The sequence below is a fragment of the Pseudomonas sp. SIMBA_041 genome, from assembly GCF_046535095.1.
Lineage (GTDB): Bacteria > Pseudomonadota > Gammaproteobacteria > Pseudomonadales > Pseudomonadaceae > Aquipseudomonas > Aquipseudomonas mucoides.
The window spans coordinates 417,355-429,740 of sequence record NZ_JAWRXJ010000004.1 but is presented as its reverse complement, the minus strand read 5'-3'; the positions used below and the strand labels follow the sequence as shown (position 1 = coordinate 429,740).

At 60.4% G+C, this 12,386-nt stretch carries 13 protein-coding genes; 4 read left to right on the top strand and 9 right to left on the bottom strand.

From position 1 onward, the window contains the following. Window positions 1–114: 114 nt before the first annotated feature. Together SB725_RS12060 and SB725_RS12055 are read right to left on the bottom strand one after the other, a co-directional pair. The gene (locus tag SB725_RS12060) at window positions 115–420 is read right to left on the bottom strand and encodes a chaperone modulator CbpM (RefSeq protein WP_027921939.1); all 306 of its coding nucleotides are present in this window, start codon (window positions 418–420) and stop codon (window positions 115–117) included. 23 nt (window positions 421–443) lie between these two features. Next, window positions 444–1,391 carry a DnaJ C-terminal domain-containing protein gene (locus tag SB725_RS12055; RefSeq protein WP_027921940.1) on the bottom strand — a complete coding sequence of 316 codons (948 nt, stop codon included), beginning with the start codon at window positions 1,389–1,391 and terminating at the stop codon, window positions 444–446. A 293-nt stretch (window positions 1,392–1,684) separates the two neighbouring features. Between SB725_RS12055 and SB725_RS12050 the strand changes: the two genes are divergently transcribed. Next, window positions 1,685–2,959: an Hsp70 family protein gene (locus SB725_RS12050; protein WP_027921941.1), complete on the top strand. Its 1,275-nt coding sequence runs from the start codon at window positions 1,685–1,687 to the stop codon at window positions 2,957–2,959. A 56-nt stretch (window positions 2,960–3,015) separates the two neighbouring features. On the opposite strand, the gene SB725_RS12045 is transcribed toward SB725_RS12050, so the two are convergent. From SB725_RS12045 to SB725_RS12035, 3 genes are all read right to left on the bottom strand, one after another. After that, complete coding sequence (locus tag SB725_RS12045; RefSeq protein ID WP_027921942.1) at window positions 3,016–4,029, bottom strand: AI-2E family transporter; 1,014 nt, start codon at window positions 4,027–4,029, stop codon at window positions 3,016–3,018. Window positions 4,030–4,268: 239 nt separating this feature from the next. Then, entirely contained in the window at window positions 4,269–4,715 is a 447-nt protein-coding gene (locus tag SB725_RS12040) for a PsiF family protein (RefSeq protein WP_410921796.1), read from the bottom strand. 64 nt (window positions 4,716–4,779) lie between these two features. Next, window positions 4,780–5,574, bottom strand: coding sequence for an AraC family transcriptional regulator (locus SB725_RS12035; RefSeq protein WP_410921795.1), 795 nt, complete (start codon window positions 5,572–5,574; stop codon window positions 4,780–4,782). A 98-nt stretch (window positions 5,575–5,672) separates the two neighbouring features. Between SB725_RS12035 and SB725_RS12030 the strand changes: the two genes are divergently transcribed. Beyond that, window positions 5,673–6,560 (top strand): DMT family transporter, encoded by an 888-nt coding sequence (locus tag SB725_RS12030; RefSeq protein WP_027921945.1) that lies wholly within the window; start codon window positions 5,673–5,675, stop codon window positions 6,558–6,560. 33 nt (window positions 6,561–6,593) lie between these two features. On the opposite strand, the gene SB725_RS12025 is transcribed toward SB725_RS12030, so the two are convergent. The 3 genes from SB725_RS12025 to SB725_RS12015 form a co-directional block, all read right to left on the bottom strand. Beyond that, window positions 6,594–7,484 (bottom strand): esterase/lipase family protein, encoded by an 891-nt coding sequence (locus tag SB725_RS12025; protein ID WP_059181715.1) that lies wholly within the window; start codon window positions 7,482–7,484, stop codon window positions 6,594–6,596. 119 nt (window positions 7,485–7,603) lie between these two features. After that, window positions 7,604–7,909, bottom strand: a complete 306-nt coding sequence (locus SB725_RS12020) for a DMT family transporter (RefSeq protein ID WP_410921794.1) — start codon at window positions 7,907–7,909, stop codon at window positions 7,604–7,606. Beyond that, window positions 7,910–8,548, bottom strand: a complete 639-nt coding sequence (locus tag SB725_RS12015) for an FMN-dependent NADH-azoreductase (protein WP_027921947.1) — start codon at window positions 8,546–8,548, stop codon at window positions 7,910–7,912. 120 nt (window positions 8,549–8,668) lie between these two features. Between SB725_RS12015 and SB725_RS12010 the strand changes: the two genes are divergently transcribed. Continuing rightward, on the top strand, window positions 8,669–9,571 hold the full coding sequence (locus SB725_RS12010; RefSeq protein WP_027921948.1) for a LysR substrate-binding domain-containing protein: 903 nt from the start codon (window positions 8,669–8,671) through the stop codon (window positions 9,569–9,571). Window positions 9,572–9,685: 114 nt separating this feature from the next. After that, a complete protein-coding gene (locus SB725_RS12005; RefSeq protein WP_027921949.1) occupies window positions 9,686–10,216 on the top strand; it encodes a bacterioferritin in 531 nt (176 codons plus the stop codon). A gap of 57 nt (window positions 10,217–10,273) precedes the next feature. Here the strand turns inward: SB725_RS12005 and SB725_RS12000 are convergent, their stop codons facing one another. After that, window positions 10,274–12,349 carry an AsmA family protein gene (locus tag SB725_RS12000; protein ID WP_194940966.1) on the bottom strand — a complete coding sequence of 692 codons (2,076 nt, stop codon included), beginning with the start codon at window positions 12,347–12,349 and terminating at the stop codon, window positions 10,274–10,276. Window positions 12,350–12,386 lie beyond the last annotated feature (37 nt).

The window sequence follows — 12,386 nt, the reverse complement described above, 5'->3', positions numbered from 1 at the left end:
CAGGAATACCGCGTTATCGTTCTTCGCGAGCAGGCTCGCTCCCACAATAAACCGAGTTCATCCAGAAGGATGACCGCCCCTGCTCGCGAAAGCGGATTGACAGGCAATCGAGACCTACTCGACCACCAACCGCCCCAACCGTTGCTTCAACATCCGGTTCTCGGCCCGCAACTGCTGAACCTCTTCCAGCAGGTCCAGCGCCAAGGCAACGCCTTCCCACTCCAGCTCCAGGTCGCGCCGCAACTTCGCGGCGCGCTTGGCCAGTGACAGCTCGTAATCGTTGAAACGCCAATCCTTGGGCTGCTTGCCCTGAGGTTCGAGGATGCCGTGTTCGACGATTTCGATCACGTAGACGTCCGACAGGTCGGTCGCCTCACAGAATTCTGCCAGGTCCAGGTGAACGGTCAGGGGGGTGCTCATGATGGGCTACTCCGTCTCTTGGATCAGAAGTTTTCTCTTGGGTTGAACTCGGCTTTTTTCGCCAGTTCCTGCCACAACGCCTTGACCTCATCGTTCGAGGTTTTTGGCATGACCGCCTTCAATTGCACGAACAGGAAGCCACGCTCGCCCGCCTTGTTCAGCAGGCCGTGGCCCTTGGCACGCATGCGCTGGCCGTTCTGGCTGCCGGCCGGGACCTTGAGGTTGATCTTGCCGGTCAGGGTCGGCACCGCCACTTCAGTACCCAGCGCCAGTTCCCACGGTGCCAGCGGCAACGTGATGATCAGGTTCTCGCCTTCAACGTCGAATTTAGGGTGCGGCGCAAAGCGGATGATCAGGAACAGGTCGCCATTGGCGCCGCCACCGATCCCCGGGGCCCCTTGGCCCTTGAGGCGAATGCGCTCGCCGTCGGTCACACCGGCCGGGATCTTTACGTTCAGGCTCTTGGTGGTGTTGCTGACATGCTGGCCGGCCGCGTTGTACTGCGGCACCTGGAAGGTGACCTTCTTCGATTCGTTCGAGAGGCTTTCTTCCAGAAAAATTGCGAGTTCCATTTCCACGTCTTGCCCTCGACGTCCCGCACTGCGACGCGACTCTCCACCGCCAAAACCAGGCCCACGGTTACCGAAGATCGAACTGAAGAAGTCCGAAAAATCGCCCGTGTCCTGACCACCACCGAAACCACCGGCACCACGCCCCTGCCAACCTGGCGGGCCCTGGAACGGCTGGCCGTGCTGGCCGTATTTGCGCAAGTCGTCGTATTCGGCGCGTTTGTCGGCGCTTTTCAGCGCTTCATAGGCTTCCGAGGCGTCCTTGAATTTCGCCTCGGCGTCCTTTTCCTTGCTGACATCAGGGTGATATTTGCGCGCCAGCTTGCGATAGGCAGCCTTGATTGCCTTGTCGTCAGCGGTCGGTTCCACACCGAGAATCTTGTAATAGTCTTTGAAGTCCATCTAAGGATCACCATCCGTTATCAATTCGCGCAGCCACGCACAGCATGCTCCTGTTTGCAGCATTTGGATTGACCGATCTCAACTTTGTGACCGGGCGGCGCGTCAGAAGTTTATCGGCAGCGGGCGGCGGTTCTTGCGACCGCCGGTTGGCTACCAGGCCCATGCCAGCAAGTTTGGGGCAAAGCTGAGTGTTTCAAGCGCTAATGCCTGCGAAATAGCGGATAGTCGGCCTTCGAATATTCGTCGCACTGACATACACTGCGCGGCCGTTTTTTAACCGGAACCTGAAAGTCATGAAAAACGCATCTCCAGCCCGTGCCTGTGGTATCGACTTCGGCACGTCCAACTCCACCGTCGGCTGGCTGCGCCCCGGCATGGAAACGCTGATCGCGCTGGAGGACGACAAGATCACCCTGCCCTCGGTGGTCTTCTTCAACATGGAAGAACGCCGCCCGGTATACGGCCGTCTGGCGCTGCACGAGTACCTGGAAGGCTATGAAGGCCGACTGATGCGCTCGCTCAAGAGCCTGCTGGGCTCCAAGCTGATCAAGCACGACACCAGCGTTCTCGGCACGGCGATGCCGTTCAAGGACCTGCTAGGGCTGTTTATCGGCCAGTTGAAGAAGCGCGCCGAAACCGCCGCTGGTCGGGAGTTCGAGGAAGTGGTCCTGGGTCGCCCGGTGTTTTTCGTCGATGACGATGAAATGGCCGACCAGGAAGCCGAAAACACCTTGGTCGACGTGGCCCGCGCCATTGGCTTCAAGGATGTCTCGTTCCAGTACGAACCGATTGCCGCGGCGTTCGACTATGAGTCGACCATCGAAAAAGAAGAGCTGGTGCTGATCGTCGACATCGGCGGTGGTACCTCCGACTTCTCGCTGGTGCGCCTGTCGCCTGAGCGCCGCAACCACGACAACCGTCACGATGACATCCTCGCCACCGGCGGCGTGCACATCGGCGGGACCGATTTCGACAAGCAGCTGAGCCTGCAGGGCCTGATGCCGCTGTTCGGCTACGGCAGCCGCATGAAGAGCGGCGCCTACATGCCGACCAGCCACCACATGAACCTGGCGACCTGGCACACCATCAACTCGGTGTACTCGCAAAAGTCGACCCTGGCCCTGGGCAGCATGCGCTACGACATCGAAGACACCGGCGGCATCGATCGCCTGTTCAAGCTGATCGACCAGCGCGCCGGGCACTGGCTGGCCATGGAAGTGGAAGAAACCAAGATCCAGCTGACCCATGCCGACAGTCGCCATGTGCCGCTGGACCGGATCGAGCCGGGGCTGAGTGTGGAACTGAGCCGCGCATTGTTCGAATCCGCCATCGAAGCGTTGCTGGAGCGCGTGCGCAACAGCGTGACGCAAATGCTCAACGACGCGAATGTGCGGGTTGATCAGGTGGATACGGTGTTCTTCACCGGCGGTTCGAGCGGGATTCCGGCACTGCGCAACAGCGTTTCGGCGATGTTGCCAAAGGCGCGGCATGTGGAAGGGAACATCTTCGGCAGCATTGGTAGCGGGTTGGCGATTGAAGCGTCGAAGCGTTACGGCACGATGGACTGATCCGAAACCCTGTGGCGAGGGGGCAAGCCCCCTCGCCACAGTAGATCAACAGTCGCTTAGACCATCCCCACCTGCCGCAACTCGCTCTTCAGATAAGCGTAATAAATCGGCCCCGCCACTACCCCCGGCAGGCCGAACGCGGCTTCGAACACCAGCATCGCCAGCAGCAACTCCCACGACTTGGCACTGATCTGCCCGCCGACAATCCGCGCGTTGAGGAAGTACTCGAGCTTGTGGATAAAAATCAGGTAACCCAACGCCGCCACTGCGACCCAGATCGACAGTGACAAACCGACAATGGTGATCAGCGTATTCGACATCAGGTTGCCGATCACCGGCAGCAAGCCGAGCAGGAAGGTCAGCACGATCAGGGTTTTGGTCAACGGCAGCTTGATGCCGAACATCGGCAGGATCACCGCCAGGAAGATCCCGGTGAAGAAGGTGTTGAGCAGGGAAATCTTGATCTGCGCAAACACGATGTTACGAAATGCCTGGACCAGCAAATGCAGACGATCAAACAACGCAGCGGCCAGCGGCTTGCGTTTGGTCAGGTCCGGCACGCGCTGCAAGGCAATGATCGCTCCCAGCACCATACCGATCAGCAGCGTCACGAACATGTGCGCCGCATCCTTGCCGACCAGTTGCAAATCGCTCAAGTGCTTGCTGATCCACTCGCCGATGGCCACGCGAAATTCACCGGCGCTGGCGGGCAGATAGGCGTCGATGAACGGCGGCAATTGTCCGCGCGCGCGTTCAACCACGTGCATGAATTTATCGAGGGACGCGCCGGGGTTTTCCGCCTCGTGCAGCAGGAAACTGAAGGCGCCCGCAAAGATCAGCGCCAGCACACTCACCACCAGAGTCCCGAGCAGCGCCACCGCCAGCCAGCGCGCACGCCGCCCTTCGATCAGCCGCTGCAATTGCGGCGTGAGCATATTGACCAGTTCGAACACCAGCAGGCCGGCCAACAGGCTAGGCAGCAAGCGCAGCGGGATCACCAGCAGCAAACCACCAAAAATGATGACCCAACTGATCAGCAGCAAAACGTGGCGTTGAGAAAACGTTGGCATACAGCCTCAAAACGAACGGCGTAAAAAGGATTGGCAGTCTGCCAGCGTTCCGGTGGCAGCACTAGGGATTGTGTCGATCGACTTTGGTCGGGGCTCTGGTGATTTTTTTGCAGCGCGCCGACGGGCCGCTTCGTGAACTGGCTCGCTCCCACATGGGTTCTGCGAACATAGATCTATTGTGGGAGCGAGCCTGCTCGCGAAGAAGCCCTCTCAGCCCCCACACCCTTCTGGACCAGAACTTATTTTTTCTTCAGGCAATCACTCATGAACGCCTTGCGCTCATCGCCCTTCAGCGCCTTGGTCGTAGCATCGGCGTTGCAGGCTTTCATCTTCTCTTGCTGAGGGGTCATGGCTTTCACGTCAGTGGCCGCCGGCTCGGCTTTCAGGCAGTTACTCATGAACGCCTTGCGCTCATCACCTTTCAACGCCTTGGTGGTGGCGTCGGCGTTGCAGTTTTTCATCTTCTCCTGCTGCGGGGTCATGGCCTTGACTTCAGCGGCGACCGGAGCGGCCGGCGCTGCTTTGAGGCAGTTGCTCATGAACGTATTGCGCTCATCGCCCTTGAGGCTTTTGGCCGTCGCATCGGCATTGCAGGTCGTCATCTTGTCCTGCTGGGCAGTGGCCGCAAAGCCTTGGGAGCAGAGCAGCAAACCGATCATCAACAAAGGGGCACGCAACATCTTCATGGAGTTTTCTCCTTGTTGCCGCACCGATGGGCACGGCCTCATGCTGGAGTGTAGACAACCCCTGTTACACCTTCCTGTTCTCCAGGTGACTGCGTCGATACTGCTCCGGCGTACACCCGGCCTGACGCTGAAACATTGCGATAAAAGCCGAGCCGGTGCTGTAACCCATGTCGAAGGCGATGTCTTGAACACTGCGCTGGCTGTCCAGCGCCTCGATCGCCGCGAGGAAGCGCAAGCGCTGGCGCCATTCACCGAAGCTCATGCCCAGTTCGCGAACGAACTGCCGTGCCAGGGTGCGTTCGCTGACATGGATCTGCGCAGCCCAGTGGGCCAAGGGCCGGTTATCGCCCGGTTCGGCTTGCAAGGTTTCCAGTATCCCGAGCAACCCCGGACTGCTGGCGTAAGGCAGGTAGCATTCATGCACCGGCGCCAGTTGCAGTTGATCCACCAGCACCTGGCCTAGACGAACGTCCGCCTCGTACTCGGGAATTTTCACATCCCGCGCCGCGAAGTCCTTGAGGATCGCCTTGAGAATGTCGCTGATTGCCAGCGTACAGGCCTGTTGCGGCAACTCGCGGCACAGCGACGGCGCCAGGCACACCGCACGATAGTTGATCGGCTGGTTGCTATAGAAGCTGTGCTCGGTCTCGGGCGGCACCCACACCGCGTATTGCGGCGGCGACATAAAGCGACTGTTGCCGATTTCCATGTGCAACACGCCATTGGCCGAATATTCGAGCGTGCCCCAAGGGTGGCGGTGAGCCGAGGCGTATTCGTGGGTGTTGAAGTCGGCGTAGCGGAAATAAATCGGAGCCGGCAGTTCGCTGAACTCCAGCAGGTCGATGTGTTTACTGGTCATGCTGTCCGTCATCAAGGGCCGATTGTCTGGATCGAAGTATAGGCTTGTATCCAGACAAGGGGATAATTGCCCCTCATTAACGTTCTGGTTTTTTTCCGATGCAATACGCTTATCCCCTGCTGGCCATTTTCATTTGGGCTGGCAACACCGTGATCACCAAAATGTCGGCCGGGGCCATATTCCCCGCCGAGATCGGTTTCTACCGCTGGCTGCTGGCCGGAATGCTGTTCACGCCGTTCATGCTCAAACCGGTGATCGCGCATTGGCCGCAGATTCGTCCGAACCTGGGCAAGATTTTCGTTCTCGGTGTGCTGGGCATGGCGGTCTATCAGAGCCTGGCCTACTTCGCCGCCGCCCTGACCTCGGCCACCAACATGGGGATCATCCTGTCGCTGATGCCGCTGATGTCGCTGGCCATGGCGATTATCAGCCTCGGGCAGCGCCTGACCATCGGCGCATTGGCCGGTGCAGTGCTGTCGTTTGCCGGTGTGTTGGTGGTGGTGTCGTCCGGCAGCCTCGGCGCGCTGTTGGAACATGGCGTGAACCTGGGCGACGCGATGATGTTGATCGCCACGCTGGCCTATGCGATTTACAGCACCCTGCTGAAAAAATGGCAGCTGCGTTTGCCGCCGCTGGTGTTGTTGTATTTGCAGGTATGGGTGGCGGTGGTGGTGCTGTTTCCGCTGTTTGCGGCTTCACCGAAGGTCGGGCCGACGCTGCAGAATATTCCGCTGGTGCTTTATGCCTGCCTGCTGGCTTCAATGTTGGCACCGCTGGCGTGGATGCAGGCAGTGGTGCGGTTGGGACCGAGCCGGACCACACTGTTTTTCAACTTGCTGCCGGTGATGACCGCGCTGATTGCGGCGGTGGTGCTGCATGAGCAGTTGGCGATGTACCACCTGGTGGGCGGGCTGTTGACGCTGGGCGGGGTGGTGCTTTCTGAGCGCTGGACCACGGTGATCGGCCGTAAGGTTCGGGTTGCCTGAACTGAAGCCTGCTCGCGAAAAAGGCGACTCGGTCTAGACGCCTGCCTCTTTCAACCGCGCGGCATGCTCAACGAACAACCGAATCGGCTCGGCCCCCTTTCCCACCCACCCCAGCGACTGATTGACGATGTCGAAGTGATCCAGCGGATATTCATCGCCAATCACCGTCCCCAGGTGCGAGCTGTAACGCCCGACCATCCCGTCGCAATGCCCGGCCTCGTTCACAAAGGTTTTGGCAAACAACCGGCAACTGCGATGGGTCCCGTCCAACAGGTTGCGCCCGCGATCCGTAACGCCAGGCTGCAACTTCCCGGACCAGGAGTAATAACGCACGCCATTGACCTCCTCCGGCCCGTGCCCGCCCCAGGTTTCAGGCAAGCCCTGTGGATAACGCTGATTGAACAGCGCCACACCTTCGGTGGTGAGTGAATGATGGGAGGCATGGATATCCACCGGCAGCTTCGGCCCGCGATAACCGGTTTCGAGCAGGCTCATCAACGCAGCAATCATCCGCAATAGAAAGGTCAGCAACCGGCCCTTGGCGCTGTCATGCGGGTAGTGTTTGTGCAGGTAATCGGCCAGTTCCGAACCGTGATTCGGCCCGGCCACCGAGGTCACCGACGCCACAAGGTCCGGGCGTTTGGCGGCAGCGTATCGGGCCGTCAGCGAGCCCTGGCTGTGACCGAACAGGTTGACCTTCTCGGCCCCGGTCTCGCGCAGGATTTCCTCGATCCGCGCCAGCAGCTGTTCGCCGCGCACTTCACTGGAGTTGAGCGGTGAAACCTGTACCGCGAACACCGTCGCCCCACCCTGGCGCAACGCCGCGACGATGCCGTACCAGTAGGGGTAGAGCACCAGCCGGATAAACCCGAGCATTCCCGGGACCAGCACCAACGGGAAGCGCGTGGCGGAACCTTGTGACATGGGCGAACGTCCGTGTGGTCGATGAGATGAAGCAAGGCGCGATGCAAGACGTCAGCCAAGCATCGTCACCGAATATGACAACTCGACGACCAGTCTATGACAACCGCCGCACTTGAGCGCTACTTCAACCCGACCACACCCGCCACGATGAGCCCGACCGACACCAGTTTGATCGCCGTCAGGCTTTCACCCAGCAACGCAACCCCCAGGAATACCGTGCCCAGTGAACCGATGGCGGTCCAGATCGGATACGCGATGCTCACCGGCAACTCGCGCATGGCCAGGGTCAGGAAGTAAATCCCGCCCACGGCGGCCACGACCGTGATCAGCGACGGCCAGAGCCGGGTGAAGCCTTCGGCGTACTTCATGCCCATGGCGAAGGTGACTTCGAACCCGGCGGCGATCAGCAGAAACAACCAGGCCATCTAAAACTCCCGGGCCAGCGCCAACAGGCGCTGCTCGGCCTCGGCGGCGGAGATCCGGAAGGTGCGCTCTTCGGACTCTTCGCCCTCGGCGGCGACCACGGTGATGTCGGTGATGCCGATGAATCCCAGTGCCGTGCGCAGCAACGGATCAGCGTGGTTCATGGCTTCCAGCTCACCGCCCGGGCCGAAGCCGAAGCCGCCACGACTGGTGACGATCAAGGCTTTTTTGCCCCGTACCAACGGCTCGTATTGGGCCACGCCGTTGTCCAGGCTGTGGTTGAACGTCAGGCCGAGCCGCACAACCTGATCGATCCAGGCCTTGAGGCCGCTGGGCACGCTGAAGTTGTGCATCGGCGTGGAAATCACCAGCAGATCGTGGCCGAGCAACTCGCCCACCAATTCGTCGCTGAACGCCAGATCAGCCTGCATCGACAGCGGTCGCGCATCCGGTTCCGGGTAAAACGCAGCGGCTATAAAGGCTTCGTTGACCGGTGGAATCAGCGCCCGGCCAACTTCGCGGCGGGTCAACTGAGTGTGTGGATGGCGCGCCTGCCAGGCCGAAAGAAACACTTCAGCCAAACGGCGGGAGTGAGAGCGGTCGCCACGGGGGCTGGCGTGAATGGCAAGAATTTTACTCATCTGAATCTCCTTGGGATTACACTCGAACGGCGTGTGGATTGCAGCTTGAAGCTCACCGCCAACCGCTTCAAATGAGCAGAAATCAGTCAGGATGAATTCATTTCATCCATGGAGCCTTGAATGTTCGCCTCGTTGCCACTGACCGCCCTGCGCGCCTTTGAATCCGCTTCCCGCTTGCTGAGTTTCAAGGCGGCGGCCGAAGAACTCTCGGTAACGCCGACCGCGGTGTCTCATCAGATTCGCTCTTTGGAAACCTGGCTCGGCGTGCCACTGTTCGAGCGACTGCCACGGCAAGTGCGCTTGACCGACGGCGGTGAACGGCTGTTCCGCAGCCTGCACGGTGCCTTTCTGGACGTGGCGCAAAGCGTCGATACCTTGCGCCCGCAACGCAACGGCACCAGCCTGACGGTTTCCACCACAGCAGCCTTCGCGGCGTTGTGGCTGGTGCCGCGCCTCGGGCGCTTTTATGCGCGCCATCCCGGCATCAGTCTGCGCCTGGACACCCACTGCGAAGTCATCGATCTGCATCAGGACGCCAGCGTCGATCTGGTGCTGCGCTACAGCCTCGACACCTACCCCAACCTCTATGGGTTGTGTTTGTTCGATGAGTCCTTCGGTGTCTACGGCTCGCCCGAGCAGGTCGCGTTGGCCGCCACTCGCACGCCGACGCTGATCAGCGTGCACTGGCACAACTCCAAGCTGTACGCCCATGGCTGGGAGGCGTGGTGCGCGCGGTCGGGCGAGTCATGGTGGGCCGGCAAACCGGCGATCCGTGAATACGACGAAGAGCATTACGCCCTGCAAGCAGCGATTGCCGGGCAAGGCCTGGTGCTGGCGAGCAATATTCTGGTGTCGGAAAGCGTGGCCAGCGGGTTGCTGGTGGCGTATCGCGGCGAGATTCAGGTCGATGGCGCCGGCTATAGCGCGCTGTGTGTGCCGGGGCGCGAGCGGCATCCGCCGGTCCGGGCATTTTTTGCGTGGTTGCGCGAGGAGGCGTTGCTGTCCGGGCATGCATTGGCGTGAGGCCGCCGATTACAAATCACATCAAACTTTTCGGCACGCGCATGACTCACAACTTTCGTAGCGATCACTTCTCTAGACGGTGACGCAAACCGGATTAGCCTCCAGGAGAACGAGATGAGTGACATGCATTTGTCTGATGTAACCACCCTTCGTGAACGGGCTCGCCAGAATGTCGAGAATGGCGCGGTCACTGAAAGCTACAGCGCTGACCGCGATGAAGTCTTGCGCCTGCTCAACGCCTCGCTGGCCACTGAACTGGTCTGCGTGTTGCGCTACAAGCGTCACTACTTCATGGCCAACGGCTTGAAAGCCCATGTGGCGGCCGATGAGTTTCTCGAACACGCGACCCAGGAAGCCGAACACGCCGACCGCCTGGCCGAGCGCATCGTGCAGCTGGGCGGTGAACCAGAGTTCAACCCGGATCTGTTGTCGAAGAATTCCCATGCCCAGTATGTGGCGGGGAACAACCTCAAGGAGATGGTCTACGAGGACCTCGTTGCCGAGCGTATTGCCATCGACAGCTATCGCGAGATCATTCAGTACATTGGCGAGAAAGACCCGACTACGCGGCGGATCTTTGAGGACATCCTGGCTCAGGAAGAAGAGCATGCGGATGACATGGCTGACATTCTGAAAGACCTGTAGCGCTGACAGACCGCCTTCGCGAGCAGGCTCGCGAAGGCGTCTTCATTGACGTCGCATTTACCGGGTAGGTTTGACGGTCACCGGCGCCTTGCCCGCCTTCATCTGCTCCAGCAACGGCGCACACTGGTTCGGCTCGCCACCACTGGGCGCCACCAGCGCCAGCAACCCGGCCGCCGGCGCTGCAATCACGCCCAACGCCACCATCCCCGCCCCGCGCAGCATCAGCGGCACCGCTTTCACCCCGGCATCCGGCTTGATGAACTTGCCCCGTACGTACAGCGGCGAACGCAGTGAGATCAAGCGCCAGCCCTTCGACTCCGGCGTAATGGTGAGGTCCAGTTGTTCGGTCGCCATGTTCGCGGTGCCATCGATGTAGATGATCGCGTTCTCGGTATCGAAGACGAACAGGCGCGTGGTCGCCAGCCCGGTCTTGATGTCGAAGTCGGCCGCCGCGCAATTGATCTTCACTTCCTTGTCGCCGAAGATTTTGCCGACCACGTAGTTACCGACGTTGAGCCCGGCCAGCTCCATCAGCTCGCGGCTGATCGCGCCGTCATTGATCAGCAATTTCAGATTGCCGTTGGCGCTGCCCAGCAGCTTGGCCACCGAGTTGCCGCGCCCCGAGAGGTCGGCATCGCCATTAAGCTCGCCGAAACTGGTTTTCATTGGTTCGAAGGTCGGGAACAGTTGCTTGAGCTTGAACTTGCGCGCAGTGAGTTTGGCCTGCCCTTCCAGCGGTTCAGTCCGGCCATTCAAGCGAATCTGCGCTTCCAGATTGCCGCCCGCCACACCAAAGCGCAGGGGTTCGAGGCTGAGTTGGCCGTCGGTCAACACCAAATGCGTATAGAGGTCGGTGAACGGCAGTTTTTCGCTGTGGACGATGCGCTTGCCGGTGAATTCGACGTCGGCGTCCATGTCGCGCCAGCGCTCGGTCTTGAACGCTTCGACCGGCAAAATTTTGTCCGTCGGCTGCTGGCTGTCGGCGCCACGGGCCTTTTGCTTGGCATTGGAGTCGGCGCCGATCAGCGGTGCGAGGTCGACAAACAGCAGTTGGTTGGAAAGCAGCGAACCACTGAGCTTCGGCCTTGGCTGACTGGCGACATACGCCAGGCTGCCATGAATGTCACTTTCGCCGATCTTGCCGTTGAAGTCTTCATAGCGGAATACCGCGCCACCCGGCTCATGCAGCTTGGCAATCAAGTGCCCGTCGGTGGCGTACGGTGGCGTATCCGGCAGTGTCACACCGGTCAACGGATACAGATTGCCGAGGCTGGTGCCGGCCAGTTTCAGCCGCAGATCCAGCGCGCCGAGGTTCAGGGGATCGGTCAGGGTGCCGGCCAGTTCGACGCCGGTATCGGCAATCTTCACCTGCGCCTGGAGCGGGAACGGCTTGGCCGCGTCCTGCAACGCCAACAAGCCGCCGATCTTGCCGGAGCCCTCGAGTTTCTGCGCGTGGTATTGGCCTTTGACCTTGAGGGCGAAGGCGTAGTCCTGGGGCGCAGCACCCTTCTCAAGCGCGGCTTTCGCGGCCTTGTCACCGACGATGTCGCTGAACGGAATTGGCTTGCCCAGCGGATCGATCAGCACATCGAGCTGCGTCTTCAGGTTCTGGTCGTCAAGGGTAACGTGGCTCTTGTCGAAGCCGATGGCGCCGATATCGACCACCCAGTTCGACGGTTCGGCGTTGGGGTCTTTCGGGTCGAATTTGAAGGTCCAGTTCGCGCGGCCATCAGCCAGGCGTTGGAGCTGGGCGTTCGGTTCGGTCAGGTCGATACGCGGGATGACCACTCGCTGCGCCAGCAGGGCCAGCGGCGAAATACGCAATTCAACGCGCTTGAGGGTGACCATCTGCGGTTGTTTCGACCAGTCCGGGTTGCCGAGACTCAAGTCTTCGGCCACCACATGCGGCCACGGCACCCAGGCCCGCCAGCCACCCTCGTCAGGCTCGCGCTGCCAGACCACCGCGAGGTTGCCATTAATAGCAAACGCTCGGTGCAGCTCTTCGGAGACTTTGGTGTTGATCGTGGGTTTGATCCGGTTCCAATCGAAGAACACGATGATCAGCACGAGTATCGCCAGTAGAACAACCAGGCTGGCAAAGACCCAGGCGAAAATTTTGGGGGTGCGCGTCATTGCACAGGACTCCTGAATACGACTGAGCGCCCTGACT